This window comes from Metapseudomonas otitidis (genome assembly GCF_900111835.1).
GTDB lineage: Bacteria > Pseudomonadota > Gammaproteobacteria > Pseudomonadales > Pseudomonadaceae > Metapseudomonas > Metapseudomonas otitidis.
The window spans coordinates 38,569-59,855 of record NZ_FOJP01000002.1 but is presented as its reverse complement, the minus strand read 5'-3'; the positions used below and the strand labels follow the sequence as shown (position 1 = coordinate 59,855).

At 67.5% G+C, this 21,287-nt stretch carries 15 protein-coding genes; 9 read left to right on the top strand and 6 right to left on the bottom strand.

Going from position 1 to position 21,287, the window contains the following annotated elements; genetic code table 11:
* Window positions 1–51: 51 nt before the first annotated feature.
* Complete coding sequence (locus BM198_RS02845; RefSeq protein WP_074967630.1) at window positions 52–1,686, bottom strand: methyl-accepting chemotaxis protein; 1,635 nt, start codon at window positions 1,684–1,686, stop codon at window positions 52–54.
* A 134-nt stretch (window positions 1,687–1,820) separates the two neighbouring features.
* Here BM198_RS02845 and BM198_RS02840 point away from each other — a divergent pair, with 134 nt between their 5' ends.
* On the top strand, window positions 1,821–2,102 hold the full coding sequence (locus BM198_RS02840; protein ID WP_044412796.1) for an HU family DNA-binding protein: 282 nt from the start codon (window positions 1,821–1,823) through the stop codon (window positions 2,100–2,102).
* Between the two features lie 47 nt (window positions 2,103–2,149).
* Here the strand turns inward: BM198_RS02840 and ligA are convergent, their stop codons facing one another.
* From ligA to BM198_RS02820, 4 genes are all read right to left on the bottom strand, one after another.
* A complete protein-coding gene (gene ligA / locus BM198_RS02835; protein ID WP_074967628.1) occupies window positions 2,150–4,522 on the bottom strand; it encodes an NAD-dependent DNA ligase LigA in 2,373 nt (790 codons plus the stop codon).
* A gap of 70 nt (window positions 4,523–4,592) precedes the next feature.
* Window positions 4,593–5,402, bottom strand: a complete 810-nt coding sequence (gene zipA, locus BM198_RS02830) for a cell division protein ZipA (protein WP_074967626.1) — start codon at window positions 5,400–5,402, stop codon at window positions 4,593–4,595.
* Between the two features lie 212 nt (window positions 5,403–5,614).
* Window positions 5,615–9,103, bottom strand: a complete 3,489-nt coding sequence (gene smc / locus BM198_RS02825; RefSeq protein ID WP_074967625.1) for a chromosome segregation protein SMC — start codon at window positions 9,101–9,103, stop codon at window positions 5,615–5,617.
* A 24-nt stretch (window positions 9,104–9,127) separates the two neighbouring features.
* The gene (locus BM198_RS02820; protein WP_074967623.1) at window positions 9,128–9,787 is read right to left on the bottom strand and encodes a GntR family transcriptional regulator; all 660 of its coding nucleotides are present in this window, start codon (window positions 9,785–9,787) and stop codon (window positions 9,128–9,130) included.
* 259 nt (window positions 9,788–10,046) lie between these two features.
* On the opposite strand from BM198_RS02820, the gene BM198_RS02815 reads away from it, so the two are divergent.
* From BM198_RS02815 to guaD, 6 genes are all read left to right on the top strand, one after another.
* Window positions 10,047–11,183, top strand: coding sequence for an alkane 1-monooxygenase (locus BM198_RS02815; protein ID WP_044412809.1), 1,137 nt, complete (start codon window positions 10,047–10,049; stop codon window positions 11,181–11,183).
* A 224-nt stretch (window positions 11,184–11,407) separates the two neighbouring features.
* Window positions 11,408–12,862, top strand: coding sequence for a xanthine dehydrogenase small subunit (xdhA, locus tag BM198_RS02810; RefSeq protein WP_074967621.1), 1,455 nt, complete (start codon window positions 11,408–11,410; stop codon window positions 12,860–12,862).
* On the top strand, window positions 12,855–15,248 hold the full coding sequence (gene xdhB, locus BM198_RS02805) for a xanthine dehydrogenase molybdopterin binding subunit (protein WP_074967619.1): 2,394 nt from the start codon (window positions 12,855–12,857) through the stop codon (window positions 15,246–15,248). The genes xdhA and xdhB overlap by 8 nt, the downstream gene beginning before the upstream one ends.
* A gap of 20 nt (window positions 15,249–15,268) precedes the next feature.
* A complete protein-coding gene (locus tag BM198_RS30075) occupies window positions 15,269–15,406 on the top strand; it encodes a hypothetical protein (RefSeq protein WP_160158591.1) in 138 nt (45 codons plus the stop codon).
* On the top strand, window positions 15,403–16,251 hold the full coding sequence (gene xdhC / locus BM198_RS02800) for a xanthine dehydrogenase accessory protein XdhC (RefSeq protein ID WP_074967617.1): 849 nt from the start codon (window positions 15,403–15,405) through the stop codon (window positions 16,249–16,251). The genes BM198_RS30075 and xdhC overlap by 4 nt, the downstream gene beginning before the upstream one ends.
* Window positions 16,252–16,353: 102 nt before the next feature.
* Window positions 16,354–17,655 carry a guanine deaminase gene (guaD, locus tag BM198_RS02795; RefSeq protein ID WP_074967615.1) on the top strand — a complete coding sequence of 434 codons (1,302 nt, stop codon included), beginning with the start codon at window positions 16,354–16,356 and terminating at the stop codon, window positions 17,653–17,655.
* A 67-nt stretch (window positions 17,656–17,722) separates the two neighbouring features.
* Here the strand turns inward: guaD and BM198_RS02790 are convergent, their stop codons facing one another.
* On the bottom strand, window positions 17,723–19,399 hold the full coding sequence (locus BM198_RS02790; protein WP_044409057.1) for a DEAD/DEAH box helicase: 1,677 nt from the start codon (window positions 19,397–19,399) through the stop codon (window positions 17,723–17,725).
* A 351-nt stretch (window positions 19,400–19,750) separates the two neighbouring features.
* On the opposite strand from BM198_RS02790, the gene BM198_RS02785 reads away from it, so the two are divergent.
* Both BM198_RS02785 and BM198_RS02780 read left to right on the top strand, forming a co-directional pair.
* Complete coding sequence (locus BM198_RS02785; RefSeq protein WP_074967613.1) at window positions 19,751–20,542, top strand: crotonase/enoyl-CoA hydratase family protein; 792 nt, start codon at window positions 19,751–19,753, stop codon at window positions 20,540–20,542.
* Window positions 20,439–21,248 (top strand): alpha/beta fold hydrolase, encoded by an 810-nt coding sequence (locus BM198_RS02780; RefSeq protein ID WP_083422308.1) that lies wholly within the window; start codon window positions 20,439–20,441, stop codon window positions 21,246–21,248. Before BM198_RS02785 ends, BM198_RS02780 begins: the two co-directional genes overlap by 104 nt.
* The last annotated feature ends 39 nt before the right edge of the window (window positions 21,249–21,287 follow it).

Genomic DNA, 21,287 nt, shown 5'->3' with positions numbered 1-21,287 from the left:
CTTGGCAAACTTACAACCGCTGAAATCACTTTTCCTGACAAGCACTTGCGTTCAGACCCGGAAGCGCCCCACCAGGCTGGCCAGGCCGCTGGACAGCTCGGACAGGTGCCGGCTGGCCTGGGTGCTCTGGTCCGAGGTCTGCGAGGCCTCCATGGACAGGTTGCGGATGTCGCTGATGTTGCGGGCGATCTCCTCCGTCACGCTGCTCTGCTCCTCGCAGGCGGTGGCGATCTGCGCGGCCATGTCGTTGATCCGCTGCACCGAATCGCCGGTGTCGCTCAGGGCCTGGTCCACCCCGGCGGCGCGCTCGACGCTGTCCCGCGCCTGATGACTGCCGGCCTGCATGGCCCGCACGGCATTCTCAACGCCGACCTGCAGGCGGGCGATCATTTCCTGGATGTCCTTGGTGGAGTCCTGGGTGCGGGCAGCCAGTGCGCGAACCTCATCGGCTACCACCGCGAACCCTCTGCCCTGCTCGCCCGCCCGGGCGGCTTCGATGGCGGCGTTCAGTGCCAGCAGGTTGGTCTGGTCGGCGATGCCCTTGATGACAGCGAGCACCGCGCCGATGTTGGCGGTCTCCTGCTGCAGCGTCTCGATGGTGGTGGAGGCGCTCTCCACTTCCTGGGCGAGCTGGCGGATGGCACGGATTGTGGCCCCCACCACCTGGGCGCCCTCGCGGGACTGACTTTCGGCGTGGCGGGCGGCATCGGCGGCGTTCTGTGCGCTGCGGGCCACCTCGTGGACGGCGGCGCTCATCTCGGTGGCAGCGGTGCTCACCTGGTCGACGGCGGCGTGCTCGCTGGTGATCAGGCGGTCATTGGCGGCCGCCAGGCCGGCCAGGCTGCGGGCGGAGTTGGCCACCTCGTCGGTCACGCGGCCGACTTCACGGATCAACGGCTGGAGCTTGTCGAGGAAGCGGTTGAAGGCATGGCTGAGCTTGCCCAGTTCATCCCGCGAGGTGACTTCCAGCCGTACACGCAGGTCGCCGTCGCCCTCGGCGATCTGCTCGATGCGTTCCAGCAGGCGATGCAGCGGGCGGGTCACCAGGGTGGGGAACCCCAGCACCAGCACCAGGCAGATGCCGCAGGCAACGGCCATGATCACGCCCTGCTGGAGGCTGCGCTGCTGACCCAGGGCGGTGGATGCCAGGCCCTCGGCGCTGGCTTCGGCATCCTCCAGCTCACCCAGCTTGTTGATGACATCGCGCATGGCCTGGAACTGCTTCTCGCTGTCGCCGAAGCTCAGGCGACTGGCCGCCTCGGGCTCGCTGGAGGACAGGGCCACCACCTTCAGCGAGGTGGCTTTCCACTCGGCAAACCCACGGTCGAAGCTGGCCACCAGCTGGCGAGCCTCGTCACCGGGCTTGAGGTCGGCGTACTTGTGCACCCGGTCGTAGGCCTGCTGGAGGTTCTCGGCATGGTCGGACTTGAGCTGGGTGACGAAGTCCCCGGAGCTCTCGTCCAGCAGGCTGCGCTCGGCGGTGAAGGCCTGGTAGAGGTCGCGGTCGGCGTTCAGCAACAGACTGACGGCGGGCAGGTAGCGATTGGTCAGGCGGGCACTGGAGTCGACCACCTGGTTGAGCCCCTGCACGCCGAGCCCGCCCAGCAGCGCGAGCAGGACCAGCAGGAGCAGGATGGGCAACGTGATCTTCCAACGGAAACTCAGGTCGGCGAAGGCTTGCAGCATGACGACTCTCCCCAGGGCGCGGCGATTCGCACAAGCGTAGCCCGACTCCCTGCAACGCGCGGGAAACCGATCTGTGCTAGCGTGCCCCCGCCCCGCTTAGAGCCGGGCGCCTTCATCTTCATCGGAGCACCCCCATGGCACTCACCAAAGACCAACTCATCGCCGACATCGCCGACGCCACAGACGCCACCCGCGCCACCGTGCGCGCCGTGCTGGAGCAACTGAGCGAGATCGTCAGCGACTCGCTGGAGAACGGCGATGAGATCACCCTGCCGGGCATCGGCAAGCTCAAGGTCAGCGAACGCCCGGCGCGCACCGGCCGCAACCCGCAGACCGGCAAGAGCATCGAGATCGCCGCGAAGAAGGTGGTCAAGCTGGTGCCGGCCAAGGCCCTGACCGACGCCATCAACGGCTGATACGAAAAGGCCGGGCATCGAAGCCCGGCCTTTTCATGTGTGGCGCCTCACGCGGCGCCGAGGGTCTTCAGTTCAGCGAGGAACTGCTCCTCGTCCAGCACCCGCAACCCCAGCTCGGTGGCCTTGGCCAGCTTGGAGCCAGCACCCGGCCCGGCGACCACGCAGTGGGTGCGCGCCGACACTGAGCCCGCGACCTTGGCCCCCAGGGCTTCCAGCTTGTCCTTGGCCTGGTCGCGGCTCATGGCCTCCAGCGTGCCGGTCAGCACCCAGGTCTGCCCGGCCAGGGGCAACCCTTCCACCACCTTGCGCTCGCACGACCAGTGCATGCCGAACTCCAGCAGTTGCGCCTCGATGCGCAGGGCGTGCTCGCGGTTGGCCGGCTCGTCGAAGAAGTCGCGCAGGGAGCGGGCGGCCTTTTCGTTGAGGCGTTCCACCTGGCGCAGGTCCAGCCAATCGGCCTGGATCACGCCCTGCAGGCTGCCGAAGCGGGCCGCCAACTTCTCGGCGCCGGTGGTGGCGATACCGGGGATGTTCAGCTTGTCGAGGAAGCCACCCAGGGAGGCGCAGGCGGTGAACTCGGCGCTGACCTCGCCTTCGTCCTGCAGGACGACGCCGCGGGCCAGCAGGTCAGCAATCACCTGGCGGTTGTGGTCGTCGCCGAAGAAGTTGTGGATCTCCGACGCCACTTCCAGCCCCACGTCGGGCAGGTAGGTCAGCACTTCCGGCAGGGCCTGTTCCAGTCGTTTCAGCGAGCCGAGGGCGCGAGCCAGCAGCTTGGCGGTCTCTTCACCGACATCGGGAATGCCGAGGGCGAAGATGAAGCGCGCCAGGGTCGGCTTGGCGCTGTCCTGGACCGCCGCCAGCAAGTTGCGGGTCGACAGATCGGCGAAGCCCTCCAGCTCCACCACCTGCTCGTAGGTGAGGGTGTAGAGGTCGGCGGGCGACGCCACCAGGCCGGTATCCACCAGCTGCTCGACGATCTTGTCGCCCAGGCCGTCGATATCCATGGCGCGGCGGGAGGCGAAGTGGATGATCGCCTGCTTGAGCTGGGCGCCGCAGGCCAGGCGGCCGACGCAGCGGTACACCGAGCCTTCGCTGGTGGTGGCCTTGCCCTTGGCGCGCTTGACCAGTTGGGTGCGCTCGACGGCGGAACCGCACACCGGGCATTGCTCCGGCACGTGCACCGGGCGGGCATCCGCAGGGCGGCGCTCTGCTACCACTTGCATGACCTGCGGGATCACGTCACCGGCGCGACGGATGATGACGGTGTCGCCGATCATCAGACCCAGGCGGGCGACTTCGTCCATGTTGTGCAGGGTAGCGTTGGCGACGGTGACACCCGCCACCTTGACCGGCTTGAGGCGCGCCACGGGCGTCACCGCGCCGGTACGGCCGACCTGGAACTCGACGTCCAGCAGCTCGGTCAGCTCCTCCTGGGCGGGGAACTTGTGGGCGATGGCCCAGTGCGGGGTGCGGGCGCGGAAGCCCAGCTGCTGCTGGTCCTCCAGGGTGTTGACCTTGAACACCACGCCGTCGATGTCGTAGGGCAGCGCCATGCGCCGCTGGCCGATGTCGCGGTAGTAGTCCAGGCAGGCCTCGACGCCCTTGGCCAGGCGCAGCTCGCGGCTGATGGGAATGCCCCAGCCCTTGAGGCGCTCCAGCATGCCCACCTGGGTGGGGGCCAGTTCGGCGCTGACCTGGCCGATGCCGTAGCAGCAGAACTCCAGCGGACGGCTGGCGGTGATCTTCGGGTCCAGCTGGCGCAGGCTGCCAGCGGCGGCGTTGCGCGGGTTGGCGAAGGTCTTGCCGCCGCTCTCGGCCTGGCGGGCGTTGAGTTCCTCGAAGCCGGCCTTGGGCATGTACACCTCGCCGCGTACCTCCAGCACCTGCGGCCAGCCCTCGCCCTTCAGCTTGAGCGGTACGTTGCGGATGGTGCGCACGTTGGTGCTGATGTCCTCGCCGGTGGTGCCATCGCCGCGCGTCGCGCCACGCTCCAGCACGCCGTTGCGGTACAGCAGGCTGACGGCCAGGCCGTCGAGCTTCGGTTCGCAGCTGTATTCCACGGCTGCGCCACCGCCGAAGAGGTCGCCGCCGGACAGGCCGAGGCCGCTCTGGACGCTGCGATCGAAGGCCAGCAGGTCCTCCTCCTCGAAGGCGTTGCCCAGGCTGAGCATGGGCACTTCGTGGCGCACCTCGCCGAAGGCGCTGAGGGCCTCGCCGCCGACACGCTGGGTAGGCGAATCGGGGGTGACCAGTTCCGGGTGCTCGGCCTCCAGGGCCTGCAGCTCACGGAACAGGCGGTCGTACTCGGCGTCGGGCACGCTGGGCTCGTCGAGGACGTAGTAGCGGTAGTTGTGCTCATCCAGTTCGGCACGCAGTGCCTGGATGCGCTGGGCGGCATTGCCTGAGGTGTCGTTCATGATGCGGGGCTCTTTTCCGTGCAAACGAAAAGAGCAGCCTGGGCTGCTCTGTTTCGGTGGATCTTCCGGTTCAGCGTTTCTGGGTCAGGCTGCGACGCTCGAACTCGACGATGCGCTGGCGGTAATGCTCGATGGTCTGGGCGGTCAGCACGCTGCGCTGGTCGTCCTTCAGCTCGCCGTTCAGTTCCTGGGAGAGCTTGCGGGCTGCGGCCACCATCACGTCGAAGGCCTGCTTCGGGTGACGCGGGCCGGGCAGGCCGAGGAAGAAGCTCACCGCACGGGTGCTGAACAGGTCGATGTCGTCCAGATCGAAGGTGCCGGGCTTGACGCCGTTGGCCATGGAGAACAGCACCTCGCCATTGCCGGCCATGCTCTCGTGGCGATGGAAGATGTCCATCTCACCGAAACGCAGGCCGCTCTCGAGGATGTTCTGCAGCAGGGCGGGCCCCTTGAAGCCGCCTTCGTCGCGGGCGACCACGTTGATCACCAGCACCTCTTCCACCGGCGGCAGGTCCTGGACCTTGGCCGGGCGCGCCGCCTTGGCCGCTGCGGCCTCCTCGACGGGGGTCAGCAGGGTCGGCACCGGCTCGTCCAGCGCCAGGTCGCCCTGGCGTGGCTCGTTGCGGCGCTTGTTCAGTTCCTTGGCGCTCATGCTGGGCAGGTCTTCCTCGTCCAGCAAGGGCTCCCCACGTTCGCGAACGCGGGCCGGTCCGAGGAGGTTGGGGTCCTCCCCGTCATCGGGAAGGTTGGAGAAGCTGCGGTCGAGCTTGAACTTGAGCTTGCCTTTGCCGCCACTCATGCGGCGCCAGCCATCGAACAAAATGCCGGCGATTACGATGACGCCGATGACGATCAGCCACTCGCGCAGACCGATTTCCATTAATCCTGTGTCCCCTGGTCAAAAAATATTCTGATAGTGATGAAGAAAGGACATCCGGTCCTCTGAAAACGTGGCGCCCAACTCCATGTTCCCAATGGCGTTTTCCACGTGTCAAAAAAATTGGGCATTAAGCTAGCACGGCCAGCCCAGCAGAGAAACCTCTGATCACGAGGCCTGCAGGGCAACCCGGGCGGCATTGCCGGCCGGGCGTGTCAGGCCTCTACGAGGGAAAGCGCCTCCTCGACATCCACGGCGACCAACCGTGAGCATCCCGGCTCGTGCATGGTCACGCCCATCAACTGGTCGGCCATCTCCATGGCGATCTTGTTGTGGGTGATATAGATGAACTGGACCTTCTCCGACATTTCCTTGACCAATCGTGCATAACGGCCGACGTTCGCGTCGTCCAGCGGCGCATCCACCTCGTCGAGCATGCAGAACGGCGCGGGGTTGAGCTGGAAGATGGCGAACACCAGCGCCAGCGCGGTAAGGGCCTTCTCGCCACCGGACAGCAGGTGGATGGTGCTGTTCTTCTTGCCTGGCGGGCGCGCCATGATGGCGACCCCGGTGTCCAGCAGGTCTTCGCCGGTCAGCTCCAGGTAGGCGTGGCCACCCCCGAAGACCTTCGGGAACAGCGCCTGGAGGCCGGCGTTGATCTGGTCGAAGGTTTCCTTGAAGCGGTTGCGGGTCTCCTTGTCGATCTTGCGGATGACGTTCTCCAGCGTGTCCAGCGCCTCCACCAGGTCATCGTTCTGTGCGTCCAGGTAGCGTTTGCGCTCGGACTGCTGCTGGTATTCGTCGATAGCCGCCAGGTTGATCGGGCCCAGGCGCTGGATGCGCGCGGCCAGTCGCTCCAGCTCCTCGTCCCAGGCGGGCTCGCTGGCGCCCTCGGGCAGCGTGGCGAGCACGCCATGCAGGTCGTAGCCGTCCTCCAGCAACTGGTCCTGCAGCGCCTTGCGGCGCACGGTCAGGGCCTGCCACTCCATGCGTTGCTGCTCCAGCTGGCCGCGCAGCAGTTGCGATTGCTGCTCGGCCTGGGTGCGGCGCTTCTCGGCGTCGCGCAGTTCGCGGTCGGCATCCTCGAGGGCGAGCCGGGCGAGCTTGAGTTCGTCTTCCACCGCCATGCGCCGTTCCAGCAGCTCTTCCAGCTTCATGCGCAGCTCTTCCAGCGGGGCGGCACCCTCCTCCAGGTTGAGGCTGAGCTGCTCGCGACGCTCTTCGAGGCGTTCGAACTGCTGGCTGAGGCGCTCTAGGGCCTGGCGTGTCGAGTCGTGCTGGGCCCGCAGGGAGCCCAGGCGCACGGCCAACTGGTGGGCCTGGTCCTTGTGCTGGCGTGCCTCCTGGCGGATGCGGTCGAGGCGTTCGCGCAGGTCATCGCGCTCGGCCAGCAGGCGTTCGCGCTGCTCGGTGTCGGTGGCCATGGCGTCCAGGGCGTCCTGCAGCACCAGGCGGGCTTCGCCCAGTTGCTCATGCTCCAGGGCGCGCTGTTCATCGAGCTCGGCCAGCTCCGCTTCCAGGCGCTGGCGACGCAGGTTGAGCTGCTCGACCCGCGCCTGCTGGGCGGACAGGCGGGCCTTCACCTCGGACAGGCGACGCGCCTCGTCCTGCACCTGGCGGCGTTGCTGTTCACGGGTTTCTTCCTGCTGGCGCTGCTGGTCCCGCAGGGTTTGCAGGGCCTCGTCGAGGCGCTCCAGGGTGGCTTCGCGCTCGTCACGCTCGGCGTGCAGGCGCTCCAGCTCCTGGCCACGGGCCAGCAGGCCGCTTTCCGCTTCGCTGGCGCGACGGACGCGGAGGAAGTTGCGCCCGACCCAGTAGCCATCGCGGCTGATCAGGCTTTCGTCGGCGGCCAGCGCGGCGCGGCCGGCCAGGGCCTCGTCCAGGCTCTCCACCGGGCGCACACGGCCGAGCCAGGGGGCCAGGTCGAGCCGTGACTCCACCTTGTCCAGCAGGCTACCAGCGATTCGTGCACCGCCTTGGCCGGCGGCCACCAGGCGCAGGTCGCCCTGGCTGAAGCCGGCCAGGTCGAGCCCCTGGAAGTCATCCAGTTGCACGGCCTGCAGGTCGGCCCCGAGGACGGTCTCCACCGCCAGTTCCCAGCCCGCCTCCACCCGCAGGCCTTCGGCCAGGCGCGGGCGCTGGTCGAGCCCATGCTCACGCAGCCAGTCCGCCGTGCCGGCGCCGGGGTCGAGGGCGGCCTGCTGCAGGGCTTCCAGCGAGGCGATGCGGCCGTTGAGGCGCTGCAGCTCGCCCTGGGCCTGCTGCTGGGCCTGGCTGGCGCGCTGCAGTTCATCACGCAGCTGCTCCAGGCGCTCCACCAGGGCCTCTTCGGCGGCCTGCAGGGTTTCCAGCTCCAGCTCGCCAGCGGCGGCCTGTTCATTCAATTCGAGGATGGCCGCGCTCTCGGGGTCGGCGGCCAGCTGGGTACGCTCATCCGCCAGGCGACGTTCGCGTTCCAGCACGCGTTCGAGGCTCTGTTCCAGCTGCTGGATGCGCGCCTGCTGCACTTCGGCCTGGCGCCGGGGCTCGGCGCTACGCTGGTTGAAACCGTCCCAGCGCTCCTGCCAGCCCTGCATGCCGGCCTCGGCCTCTTCCAGCTGGGCGCTGGCCTCTTCGGCGGCGGCGGCGCTGAGTTCCTGCTCGGGGATGAGCATGTCCATCTCTTCGCCGAGGGTCGCCAGCAGGGTGCGGTCATGCCCCAGGTGGGACTCGGTCTCCTGGCGGGCACGCTCGGCGTCGCGCAGGTCGTCCTGCAGTTGCCGCTGGCGCTGCTGGCCGTGCTGGATGCTCTGCTCGACCCGGGCGATGTCACCCCCCACGGAATAGAAGCGGCCCTGCACCAGGTTGAAGCGCTCGGACAGCTCGTGGTGGCCGTCACGCAGGCGCTCGATGGCGGCGTCGGCGTTGCGCTGCTCGGCCACCAGTGCCTCGAAGGCCACCTCCTGGCTGCCGATCACGCCCTCGCGCTGGCCCACCTGCTCGTTCAGCGCCTGCCACTTGAGTGCGGACAGCTGGGCCTTGAGCTGGCGCTCCTCGGCCTTGTATTCCTGGTACTTCTCAGCCGCCTGGGCCTGCCGGTGCAGGCGGTCGAGCTGGCGCTCCAGCTCTTCGCGCAGGTCGGTCAGGCGCGCCAGGTTCTCGTGGGTGCGGCGGATGCGGTTCTCGGTCTCGCGGCGGCGCTCCTTGTACTTGGAGATGCCGGCGGCTTCCTCAATGAAGTTGCGCAGGTCCTCGGGCTTGGCCTCGATGAGCTTGGAGATCATCCCCTGCTCGATGATGGAGTAGCTGCGCGGCCCCAGGCCGGTGCCGAGGAAGATGTCGGTGATGTCCCGGCGGCGGCACTTGGTGCCGTTGAGGAAGTAGGTGTTCTGGCCGTCACGGCTGACGCGGCGGCGAATGGAAATCTCGGCGAAGGCGGCGTATTCGCCCACCAGGGAGTTGTCCGAGTTGTCGAAGATCAGCTCGATGCTGGCCTGGGCCACCGGCTTGCGGGTATTGGAGCCGTTGAAGATGACGTCGGTCATCGACTCGCCGCGCAGGTTCTTGGCCGAGCTCTCGCCCATCACCCAGCGCACGGCGTCGATGATGTTGGACTTGCCGCAGCCGTTGGGGCCCACCACCGCCGACATGTTGCTGGGGAAGTTGACCGTGGTGGGGTCGACGAAGGACTTGAACCCGGCCAGCTTGATGCACTTGAGCCGCATGGGCGCCTCTCCCGGTCAGTGGCGTCAGTGGCCGGCCAGGGCGGCGAGCACCAGCTGGCAGTTGTGCTGGCCGTAGCCCACCAGCACTTCGCGGATGCGCGCCAGGTCGCGGCCGATCACTGCCTTGAGCAGCTCGGCGAAGGCGGCCATGAACTGCGCCATCTCGCCTTTGCGCTGCTCCAGCGCCAGGTGGTAGGTGCGGCTGATGGCCGGCAGCAGATTCTCCACCGTCTCCTCCAGGTAGGGGTTGTCGGCGAAGGCATAGGCCGCACGCATGATGCTGAAGCTGGAATCGACGAAGCCGCTGATGTCGTGGTCCTGCAGGTTCTGTTCCAGGCGCTGCTGGATGGCCAGGAAAGGCGCGAGGTCCTCTTCGCTCTTCCAGCGCTGGGCAACGGCACAGCCCAGCAGGATGTACATCTCCATCATCAGTGCGTAGAGGCTCTGCACATGGTGCGGGGTGAGCTCGGACACCTGGGCGCCACGGTGCGGGAGGATGGTGATCAGGTGGCGGCGCTGGAGGATCAGCAGCGCTTCGCGCACCGACCCGCGGCTGACGTTGAGGGCCTGGGTAACCTTCTGCTCCTGGATGCGTTCGCGGGCCTTCAGGTCCCCTCGGATGATGCGTTCGGCGAGGTGGTGGGCGATCTGTTCGGCGAGGCTGTCCGGTGCCTTGAACGTCATGGTTTTCCTTCGGTCTTGGCTGTGGGGGTCGATCAGGCGCCCTCGGGGTCCGGCGCAGCGGGCTGGTCGGCAGGGATCATGCACGAGGGATCTGCGCAGGACGCGGCAGGGGGCGAAGTGTAACACAGGGTGTTACCCGTCGAAGGTGACAGACGGCGGGCATTCAGACCTAAAGGTCGGTCGCTCTGCACCGGGTTGGGGCGCAGGATTGTCTGACAATCCTGGAATAACCCACCCACCTGCACGGACGGAGCCCACCATGTTCGAACGCCTGCCCTCCAACTGGATGATCGCCCTGAAGAAGGTCGGCTACTGGATCTGGCTGATCCCCGTGGCCGGCATTCCCATGAGCTACTACTGGTCGCTGGGCAGCGACCACCCCAATGCCTGGCCCTGGCTGGTGATCACCATCGTCTTCGGGGTGATTCCGTTCCTCGACTTCATCGTCGGCCGCGACCCGGCCAACCCCGACGAGTCGGACGACGTGCCGTTCATGGAGGGCCAGGGCTACTACCGCTTCCTCAGCCTGATGACCCTGCCGCTGCTGCTGCTGATGCTGGCCTGGAGCGGCTGGGTGTTCGTCCACCACCCGGACTGGAACTGGGTGGGCAAGCTCGGCTGGGTGCTCTCGGTGGGCACGGTGATGGGCGCCATCGGCATCACCGTCTCCCACGAACTGATCCACAAGGACCCTCTGCTGGAGCAGAGCGCCGGCGGCATCCTGCTGGCGGCGGTGTGCTACGCCGGTTTCAAGGTGGAGCACGTGCGCGGCCACCACGTGAACGTCTCCACCCCGGAGGATGCCTCCTCCGCCCGCTTCGGCCAGAGCCTCTACCAGTTCCTGCCCCACGCCTATAAGCACAACTTCCTCAACGCCTGGAACCTGGAGGCCCAGCGCCTCAAGCGCAAGGGGCTGCCGGCGCTGCACTGGCGCAACGAGCTGGTGTGGTGGTACGCCCTGAGCGCCGCGATGCTGGTGGGTTTCACCCTCGCCCTGGGTTGGCTGGGCGGGGTGTTCTTCCTGGTGCAGGCGGCGATGGCCTTCACCCTGCTGGAGATCGTCAACTACGTGGAGCACTACGGCCTGCACCGCCGCAAACTGGACAACGGCCGCTATGAACGCACCAGTCCGGCGCACTCCTGGAACAGCAACTTCCTGCTCACCAACCTGTTCCTCTTCCACCTGCAGCGCCACTCGGACCACCACGCCTACGCCAAGCGCCGCTACCAGGTGCTGCGCCATTTCGACGACAGCCCGCAGCTGCCCAACGGCTATGCCGGGATGATCGTCCTGGCGCTGTTCCCGCCGCTGTGGCGCGCCGTGATGGACAAGCGGGTGCGCGCCTATTACGCCGGTGAAGAACATCAGCTGACCGACCAGCAACAGGTCGCCTGACCCCGCCCTTACCCCCTCGTCACCCCCAAGCGCCCCGCCCCAGAGCGGGGCGTTTGCATTCCGGTCTACCCTTGTTCCAGCGCCCCGGCACGGCACTTGCAGCACAGCCCGCATGATTTTCTGACTTTCAGGTCAGAAAAAATATTGACCGAAAAGTCAACGGACTCTAAATTCGCGGCCATACGAGCCCACGTAAACAACAATAAAGTGCCTGGAGGTCTTCCTTGATCCAGTTTCTACTCAACCGGGAGCTGCGCACCGAACATGCGCTCGACCCCAACGTCACGGTGCTGAACTACTTGCGTGAGCACCTGGGCAAGACAGGAACCAAGGAGGGCTGCGCCTCCGGTGATTGCGGCGCCTGCACCGTGGTGGTGGGCGAGGTGGTCGACGACCGCATCCGCTACCGCACCCTCAATGCCTGCCTGACGTTCGTCTCCTCGCTGCACGGCAAGCAGCTCATCACCGTCGAAGACCTCAAGCACAAGGGCCAGCTGCACAGCGTCCAGCAGGCCATGGTGGACTGCCATGGCTCCCAGTGCGGCTTCTGCACACCCGGCTTCGTCATGTCGCTGTTCGCCCTGCAGAAGAGCCGGGCCGCCTCCGGCAGCACCGGCTACGACAAGGCACAGACCTTGGAAGCCCTGGCCGGCAACCTGTGCCGCTGCACCGGCTACCGCCCGATCCTCGATGCCGCCGAGCAGGCCTGCTGCCAGGCGCAGCCCGACCAGTTCGACGCCGCCGAAGCCGAGACCCTCGCCCAGCTCAAGGCGATTGCCCCGCGCGACACCGCCGAGCTGAACAGCGGCGACAAGCGCTGCCTTGTGCCGCTGACCATCGGCGACCTGGCCGAGCTCTACGTTTCCAACCCGCAGGCCCGCCTGCTGGCCGGCGGCACCGACCTGGCCCTGGAAGTCACCCAGTTCCACCGCGAGCTGCCGGTGATGATCTACGTCGGCCACATCGACGCCATGAAGCGCATCGAGACGGATGCCGACTTCATCGAGATCGGCGCCGCCACCCCGCTGTCCGACTGCTACGAGACCCTGTCCCGCGAGTACCCGGATTTCGGCGAACTGCTGCACCGCTTCGCCTCCCTGCAGATCCGCAACCAGGGCACCCTGGGCGGCAATATCGGCAACGCCTCGCCCATCGGCGACGCGCCGCCGCTGCTGATCGCCCTCGGCGCCGAGATCGTCCTGCGCAAGGGCAACCAGACCCGCACCCTGCCGCTGGACGAATACTTCCTGGACTACAAGGTCACCGCCCGCCAGGAGTCCGAGTTCATCGAGAAGGTGCGCGTGCCCCGCGCCCGCAAGAACCAGGTGTTCCGCGCCTACAAGGTCTCCAAGCGCCTGGACGACGACATCTCTGCCGTCTGCGCCGCCTTCAACCTGGTGATCGAGGACGGCGTGGTGCGCAACGCCCGCGTCGCCTTCGGCGGCATGGCCGGCATCCCCAAGCGCGCCAGCGCCTGCGAGCAGGCCCTGGTCGGCTCCGCCTGGTACCCGGGCACCGTCGAGCGCGCCTGTGAAGCCCTGGCCCAGGACTTCAGCCCCCTCACCGACTTCCGCGCCAGCAAGGAATACCGCCTGCTGGCGGCCCAGAACCTGCTGCGCAAGTGCTTCCTCGAACAGCAATCCCCAGCCGTCGAAACCCGGGTGACCGCCTATGTCTAAGCACCATTTCAAGACCCAGGAAGAACTGGCGGCGCTGTTCCGTGCCGACATCGCCACCGGCGTCGGCAAGAGCGTCAAGCACGAGAGCGCGCCCAAGCACGTCACCGGCGAAGCGGTGTACGTCGACGACCGCCTGGAGTTCCCCAACCAGCTGCACGTCTATGCCCGCATGAGCGACCGCGCCCACGCGCGCATCGTTCGCATCGACACCCGCCCCTGCTACGCAATCCCCGGCGTGGCCATCGCCATCACCGCCGAGGACGTGCCCGGGCAACTGGACATCGGCCCGGTGGTGGCCGGTGACCCGCTGCTGGCGGACGGCAAGGTGGAATACGTCGGCCAGGTGGTGCTCGCCGTGGCTGCCGACAGCCTGGAAACCGCGCGCAAGGCCGCCATGGCCGCCCTCATCGAGTACGAAGACCTGGAGCCCGTGCTCGACGTGGTCGATGCCTACCGGAAGAAGCACTACGTGCTCGACCCGCACCAGCACAAGCGCGGCGACTCCGCCACCGCCCTGGCCGCTTCGAAACACCGCCTGCAGGGCCACCTGCACATCGGCGGGCAGGAGCACTTCTACCTGGAGACCCAGATCTCCTCGGTGATGCCCAGCGAAGACGGCGGCATGATCGTCTACACCTCCACCCAGAACCCCACCGAAGTGCAGAAGCTGGTGGCCGAAGTGCTGGGCGTGCCGATGAACAAGATCGTCATCGACATGCGCCGCATGGGCGGCGGCTTCGGCGGCAAGGAAACCCAGGCCGCCGGCCCGGCCTGCCTCTGCGCGGTGATCGCCCACCTCACCGGCCGGCCCACCAAGATGCGCCTGCCGCGCATGGAGGACATGAGCATCACCGGCAAGCGCCACCCCTTCTACGTCGAGTACGACATCGGCTTCGACGACCAGGGCCTGCTCACCGGCATCGAACTGCAGCTGGCGGGCAACTGCGGCTACTCGCCGGACCTCTCCGGCTCCATCGTCGACCGCGCGATGTTCCACTCGGACAACGCCTACTTCCTCGAACACGCCACCATCAACGGCCTGCGCTGCAAGACCAACACCGCCTCCAACACCGCCTACCGCGGCTTCGGCGGCCCCCAGGGGATGGTCGCCATCGAAGAGATCATGGACGTCATCGCCCACCACCTGGGCAAGGACCCGCTGGCGGTGCGCAAGCTCAACTACTACGGCAAGGACGAGCGCAACGTCACCCACTACTACCAGACCGTCGAGCACAACCTGCTCGCCGAAATGACCGCCGAGCTGGAAGCCAGCGCCGAGTACGCCCAGCGCCGCGACGCCATCCGCGCCTTCAACGCCCAGAGCCCGGTGCTGAAAAAAGGCCTGGCGATGACGCCGGTGAAGTTCGGCATCAGCTTCACCGCCACCTTCCTCAACCAGGCCGGCGCGCTGATCCACGTCTACACCGACGGCAGCATCCACCTGAACCACGGCGGCACAGAGATGGGCCAGGGCCTCAACACCAAGGTCGCCCAGGTGGTGGCCGAAGTGTTCCAGGTGGACATCTCGCGCATCCAGATCACCGCCACCAACACCGACAAGGTGCCCAACACCTCGCCGACGGCCGCCTCCAGCGGCACCGACCTGAACGGCAAGGCCGCGCAGAACGCCGCCGAGACCATCAAGGGGCGCCTGGTGGACTTCCTCGTCGGGCACTTCAAGGTCACCCCCGAGGACGTGGAGTTCAAGAACAGCCAGGTGCGCGTGCGCGACCAGTACCTCGCCTTCGAAGAAGTCATCCAGCTGGCCTACTTCAACCAGGTCTCGCTCTCCAGCACCGGCTTCTACCGCACGCCGAAGATCTACTACGACCGCGACAAGGCCGCCGGCCGCCCCTTCTACTACTTCGCCTACGGCATGGCCTGCTGCGAAGTGCTGGTGGACACCCTCACCGGCGAGTACAAGATGCTGCGCACCGACATCCTCCACGATGTCGGCGCCTCGCTGAACCCGGCCATCGACATCGGCCAGGTGGAAGGCGCCTTCGTCCAGGGCATGGGCTGGCTGACCACCGAGGAGCTGGTGTGGAACGCCAAGGGCAAGCTGATGACCAGCGGCCCGGCCAGCTACAAGATCCCGGCCATCGCCGACATGCCCATCGACCTGCGGGTGAAGCTGGTGGAGAACCGCAAGAACCCCGAGCAGACGGTGTTCCACTCCAAGGCCGTGGGCGAGCCGCCCTTCATGCTCGGCATCGCCGCCTGGTGCGCCATCAAGGACGCCGTGGCCAGCCTCGCCGACTACAGGGCCCACCCGCAGATCGATGCACCGGCCACCCCCGAGCGCGTGCTCTGGGGCGTCGAGCAGATGAAGGCGCTGCAACGCAAGGCCGAGGTCCCCAGCAACGCCCACGTGGAGCCTGCCTGAGGGCAGCCGGGAGGCGACCGATGAACCCACGTCCGACCCTGCACGACACCCCGGCCCGGCCGGCAGCCGCCACCGACACGCCTCGCCCCGGCGAGCGTGACGACTGGCGCCTGTCTCGCTCGCGCCGCCCGCTGCGCAACTGGAGGCTAAGCCGATGAGCTGGATCAACGCCCTTGCCGAGCTGCAGCAGCGCGGCGAACCCAGCGTGCTGGTGACCATCATCGAAGAGCGGGGCTCCACGCCCCGCAACGCCGGCTCGAAGATGGTGGTCACCGCCGAGCGCATCTACGAAACCATCGGCGGCGGCCACCTGGAGTTCAAGGCCATGGCCATCGCCCGGGAGATGCTCGCAAGCGGCAGCCGCGACACCCGTCTGGAGCGCTTCAGCCTGGGTGCCAGCCTCGGCCAGTGCTGCGGCGGCGCCACCGTGCTGCTGTTCGAGCCGATGGACCAGCCCCAGGCGCAGATCGCCCTGTTCGGCGCCGGCCACGTCGGCCGCGCCCTGGCCCCACTGCTCGCCAGCCTGCCGTGCAAGGTGCGCTGGATCGACTCGCGGGAAAGCGAATTCCCCGAGCAGATTCCCACCGGCGTGGAGAAGGTGGTGAACGACGAGGTGGTCGACGAAGTCGACGCCCTGCCCTCCGGCAGCTACTTCATCGTCATGACCCACAACCACCAGCTGGACCTGGAGCTGACCGCCGCCATCCTCAAGCGCAACGACTTCGCCTACTTCGGCCTCATCGGCTCGCGCACCAAGCGGGTCAAGTTCGAGCACCGCCTGCGCGAGCGCGGCTTCGCCAGCGAAACCGTGCAGCGCATGCGCTGTCCCATGGGGCTGGCCGAGGTCAAGGGCAAGCTGCCGGTGGAGATTGCCATCTCCATCGCCGGTGAGATCATCGCCACCTACAACGCCACCTTCGGACAGAAGGACAATGGCCAGGACGTGAAGAAGGGAGAAACGGTCGCCCGGCTGGTGCCCAGCTCCCGCCGCGAACAGGCCTGACCAGACGACACAACGGAAAGCGGGCGGCCACCCCGGCGCCCGCTTTTCCACGCCCGCGCGAAACGCGGGCCCTCAAGTACCGCATTGACCGACGAGACTGCCATGACCCGCTTGACCGCCTACCGCTCCGCCCTCCTCCACAGCATCGCCGACCCCGCCGAGGTGGGCGTCGAGGCCTCCTATGAATACTTCGAGGACGGCATCCTGCTGGTGGAGGATGGCCGCATCGCCCGCATCGGCCACGCCCGCGACCTGCTGCCCGAGCTCGACGGCGTGGAGATCCGCGAATACCCCAACGCGCTAATCACCCCCGGCTTCATCGACACCCACATCCACTACCCGCAGACCGGCATGATCGCCTCCTACGGCGAGCAGCTGCTGGACTGGCTGAACACCTACACCTTCCCCACCGAACGCGCCTTCGCCGACCCGGCCCACGCCCGCGAAGTGGCCGACCTGTTCCTCGGCGAGCTGCTGCGCAACGGCACCACCACCGCCCTGGTGTTCGGCACCGTGCACGCCACCTCCGTGGACGCCTTCTTCGAAGCCGCCCAGGCGCTGGACCTGCGCATGATCGCCGGCAAGGTGCTGATGGACCGCAACGCCCCGGACTACCTCACCGACACCGCCGAATCCGGCTATGCCGACAGCAAGGCGCTGATCGAGCGCTGGCACGGCAAGGGCCGCCTGCACTACGCGGTGACCCCGCGCTTCGCCCCCACCAGCACCCCCGAGCAACTGGAGCTGGCCGGCAAGCTCTACGGCGAATACCCCGGTTTGTACATGCACACCCACCTCTCCGAGAACAAGGCGGAGATCGAATGGGTCAAGTCGCTGTTCCCCGAGCGCAAGGGCTACCTGGACGTCTACGACCACTACCGGCTGATCGGCGAGCGCTCGGTGTTCGCCCACGGCGTGCACCTGTGCGACGAAGAGTGCCAGCGCCTGGCCGAAACCGGCTCTGCCGTGGCCTTCTGCCCCACCTCCAACCTGTTCCTCGGCAGCGGCCTGTTCGACCTGCAGAAGCTGGAGCAGCATGGCGTGCGCGTGGGCCTGGGCACGGACGTCGGCGCCGGCACCAGCTTCTCCCAGCTGCAGTCGCTGAACGAGGCCTACAAGGTCATGCAGCTGCAGGGCAAGAAGCTCGACCCGTTCAAATCCCTCTACCTCGCCACCCTGGGCGGCGCCCGCGCGCTGTATCTGGACGACCACATCGGCAACTTCCAGGTCGGCAAGGACGCCGACTTCGTCGTCCTCGACTACCAGGCCACCCCGCTCATGGCCTACCGCATGCAGCAGGCCCGCAGCCTGGCGGAGAAGCTGTTCGCGCTGACCATCCTCGGCGACGACCGCACCGTGAAGGAAACCTTCGCCGCCGGCCGCTCGGTGCACCAGCGCGCCTGAGGTTTTCGCACACGCAGAAACGCAACGGGGGGCCAAATGGCCCCCCGTTGCGTTGCAGCAGTGCGGATCAGTCTTCGCGGTAGCGACGCAGCTTCAGCGACTTGCCCGCCACGCGGGTGTCCTTCAGCTTGCCCAGCAGGCGATCCAGGCCCTCTTCGGGCAGCTCGATCAGGCTGAAGGTCTCGCGGATCTGGATACGACCGATGGCTTCGCGCGCCAGGCCACCCTCGTTGAGGATGGCGCCCAGCAGGTTCTTCGCGGCGATGCCGTCGCGGGTCCCCAGGGCGGTGCGGCAACGCACGCGGCCTTCGCCGACCGGCAGCGGCGCACGACGCTCGCGGTATTCACCGCGCTCGCCACGCTCACCGTCACGCTCACGGCGCTCGCGGGGCTGGGGAGCACCCGGCACCAGCGGCTGCTCGCGCTCCACATCCGCCAGGTTCAGCGACTGGCCGTTGGTGGCCTTGCGCAGCAGCGCAGCGGCCAGGGCACGCGGGCTGCAACCGATGTCGGCGATCAGGCGGTCGAGCAGTTCGCCATGGCTGGCCTCGGCGTCGGCCACCAGGGGGGCCAGGCTGTTGGTCAGCTTCCGGATCCGTGCATCCAGTACCTGGGGCGCGGTGGGTAGGCGGACTTCGGCGACCTTCTGGTTGGTCACGCGCTCGATCACCTGCAGCATGCGGCGCTCGCGCGGGGTGACCAGCAGCAGGGCACGGCCTTCACGACCGGCACGGCCGGTACGGCCGATACGGTGCACGTAGGACTCGGGGTCGTACGGCATGTCCACGTTCACCACGTGGGTGATGCGCGGTACGTCGATGCCGCGGGCGGCGACGTCGGTGGCGACGACGATGTCCAGGCGACCGTCCTTGAGGGACTCGATCACGCGCTCACGCTGGTTCTGGGCGATGTCGCCGTTCAGCGCAGCGGCCTTGTAGCCCTTGGCTTCCAGGGCGGAGGCCAGGTCCAGGGTGGCCTGCTTGGTGCGCACGAAGGCGATCAGTGCGTCGAACTCCTCGACTTCCAGCAGGCGCAGCACGGCACCGACCTTCTGGTCGGCGTGGACCATCAGGTGGGCCTGCTCGATGCGGGCCACGGTCTGGGTCTTGGCAGCGATCTTGACGTGCTGCGGCTCTTTCAGGTGACGCTCGGCGATCGAACGGATCGACGGCGGCAGGGTGGCGGAGAACAGCACGCTCTGACGGCTTTCCGGCAGGGCCTCGAAGATCACTTCGAGGTCTTCCATGAAGCCGAGCTTGAGCATCTCGTCCGCTTCGTCCAGCACCATCTGCTGCACGGTGGCGAGCATCTTCTCGTCACGGCGCAGGTGGTCGCACAGGCGGCCGGGGGTGGCCACGATCACCTGGGCGCCCTGGCGCAGGGCCTTGAGCTGCGGGCCCATGGGCGCGCCGCCGTAGACGGCCACGACGTTCAGGCCGGGCATCTGCTTGGCGTAGGTTTCGAAAGCGGTGGCGACTTGCAGTGCGAGCTCGCGGGTCGGTGCCAGGATCAGCGCCTGCGGCTCACGTTTGGCCGGATCGATACGGGAAAGGATCGGCAGCGCGAAGGCTGCAGTCTTGCCGGTACCGGTCTGGGCCTGGCCGATCATGTCGTGCCCGGCGAGGATCACCGGAATCGACTGGGCCTGGATGGGGGAAGGCTCTTCGTAGCCCACTGCAGCGATAGCAGCGAGAACATTGGGGTGAAGGCCGAGCGCGGCGAATCCGCCGATATCCTGGGTCATGGGTATGCCTCATGTGCATCCGCAAAGACCCAAACCCAAAGCTGCATATGCCGAAAGACCTTGTGGGTCACCCTGGCAGCCTGGGAGAGAATTTGCGAGTTGCTTATTGGTTGGAGTGTTACGTCTAGGGTAGTCCGCGATGCGGACGGTGCAGCTGAAGGCGAATGCCCCGAAAGATGCAGTTCCTGAACGGGGCCCAGTTAGGGCCGGCGCGCATCATACAGGAAAAACTGACAAGCGCGCAGCGTTTTTCTCACGCAAAGCGCCAGACGGCTCTGGTCGCATGGACAACGCCACACGCAGCGGCTATATCCTCCGAGCCCCCGCCCCTTCCCTCCGAGGACCGCCTCCATGTCCCACGCCCAAACCGGCCGCGTGACCCGCGAACAGCGCGGCCACATCCTGCTGCTCGGCCTCGACCGCCCCGCCAAGCGCAACGCCTTCGACCAGGCGATGCTCAACGACCTGGTGCTGGCCCTGGGGGACTACGAGCGGGACGACGAGGCGCGCTGCGCGCTGGTGTTCGCCCACGGCGAGCACTTCACCGCCGGCCTCGACCTGGCCAACGTGGCCGAGACCTTCCGCAACGGTTGGCAACTGCCCGAGGGCGCCGTCGACCCCTGGGGCACCTTCGGCGGCCCGCGCCTGAGCAAGCCGCTGCTGGTGGCCGTGCAGGGCTACTGCTTCACCATCGGCATCGAACTGATGCTCGCCGCCGACATCAACCTCTGCGCCAGCAACACCCGCTTCGCCCAGATGGAGGTCCAGCGCGGTATCTTTCCCTTCGCCGGTGCCACCCTGCGCCTGCCCCAGGTGGCCGGCTGGGGCAACGCCATGCGCTGGCTGCTCACCGGCGACGAATTCGACGCCCACGAAGCCTTGCGCCTGGGCCTGGTGCAGGAGGTGCTGGCCAGCGAAGAGCTGATGCCCCGTGCCCTCTGGCTGGCCGAGCGGATAGCCGCACAGGCGCCGCTGGGCATCCGCGCCACCCTCGCCTCCGCACGACAGGTGGTGAACGAGGGCGAACTCGCCGCCGCCCGTGCCCTGCCGGCAGTCGCCCAGCGCCTGCTGGCCTCGGAGGACGCCCAGGAAGGCCTGCAGGCCATGCTGGAACGGCGCCCCGGCGCCTTCAAGGGACGCTAAGGCCATCGCACCACTGCTGATCCTGCTGCCGGGCCTGGACGGCAGCGGCCTGCTGTTCGAGCCCCTGCTCCAGGCCCTCGACGGGCGCCTGGACTGCGAGGTGCTCGGCTACCCGACGGTGGCGCCCCAGGACTACGACAGCCTCGTCGAATGGGCAGAACAGCAACTGCCGAAAGACCGGCCCTTCATCCTGCTCGGGGAGTCCTTCTCCGGCCCCGTCGCGTTGAAGCTGGCCCTGCGCCGCCCACCCGGCCTGAGGGCTCTGGTGCTGGCCTGCAGCTTCGCCCATCGCCCGCGCCCGGGCATCGCGCTTCTTGAGCCGCTGATCCGCCGGATGCCCCTCGACGCCGTGCCGGGTTGGCTGCTGCGCTTCGCCCTGCTGGGTGGCAACGCGCCCGCATCGACCCTGGCGGCCCTGCGCCACAGCCTGTCCCTGGCACCGCCGGCCTGCATTGCCTCGCGCCTGCGCGCGGTCGCCACGGTGGACCTGCGTGCGCGCCTGGGCGAGCTGCAGGTTCCGCTGCTGTACCTGCAGGCCCGGCAGGACCGGTTGGTGCCGGCACGGGCCGCACGGGCAGTGGCCCAGCGCACCCGAGCCTTCAGCCTGGTCCGCCTGGACGGCCCCCATGCGCTGCTGCAGGCCCACCCCCTGGCCTCGGCGGAAGCCATCGTGGCGTTCTCCCGGCTGCACCTGGGTGTGAACTGATCGCTGGGAAGAGATGACCGCCGTCACCCTGCACCCTCC

What these genes read in the sequence shown, in the direction of transcription:
- BM198_RS02815 (WP_044412809.1), top strand. Translation starts at nt 10,047, where the DNA reads ATGTTCGAACGCCTGCCCTCCAACTGGATGATCGCCCTGAAGAAGGTC.
- BM198_RS02820 (WP_074967623.1), bottom strand. Translation starts at nt 9,787, where the DNA reads ATGACGTTCAAGGCACCGGACAGCCTCGCCGAACAGATCGCCCACCAC.
- xdhC (WP_074967617.1), top strand. Translation starts at nt 15,403, where the DNA reads ATGAGCTGGATCAACGCCCTTGCCGAGCTGCAGCAGCGCGGCGAACCC.
- smc (WP_074967625.1), bottom strand. Translation starts at nt 9,103, where the DNA reads ATGCGGCTCAAGTGCATCAAGCTGGCCGGGTTCAAGTCCTTCGTCGAC.
- guaD (WP_074967615.1), top strand. Translation starts at nt 16,354, where the DNA reads ATGACCCGCTTGACCGCCTACCGCTCCGCCCTCCTCCACAGCATCGCC.
- BM198_RS02785 (WP_074967613.1), top strand. Translation starts at nt 19,751, where the DNA reads ATGTCCCACGCCCAAACCGGCCGCGTGACCCGCGAACAGCGCGGCCAC.
- BM198_RS30075 (WP_160158591.1), top strand. Translation starts at nt 15,269, where the DNA reads ATGAACCCACGTCCGACCCTGCACGACACCCCGGCCCGGCCGGCAGCC.
- zipA (WP_074967626.1), bottom strand. Translation starts at nt 5,402, where the DNA reads ATGGAAATCGGTCTGCGCGAGTGGCTGATCGTCATCGGCGTCATCGTA.
- BM198_RS02845 (WP_074967630.1), bottom strand. Translation starts at nt 1,686, where the DNA reads ATGCTGCAAGCCTTCGCCGACCTGAGTTTCCGTTGGAAGATCACGTTG.
- xdhB (WP_074967619.1), top strand. Translation starts at nt 12,855, where the DNA reads ATGTCTAAGCACCATTTCAAGACCCAGGAAGAACTGGCGGCGCTGTTC.
- BM198_RS02840 (WP_044412796.1), top strand. Translation starts at nt 1,821, where the DNA reads ATGGCACTCACCAAAGACCAACTCATCGCCGACATCGCCGACGCCACA.
- ligA (WP_074967628.1), bottom strand. Translation starts at nt 4,522, where the DNA reads ATGAACGACACCTCAGGCAATGCCGCCCAGCGCATCCAGGCACTGCGT.
- BM198_RS02790 (WP_044409057.1), bottom strand. Translation starts at nt 19,399, where the DNA reads ATGACCCAGGATATCGGCGGATTCGCCGCGCTCGGCCTTCACCCCAAT.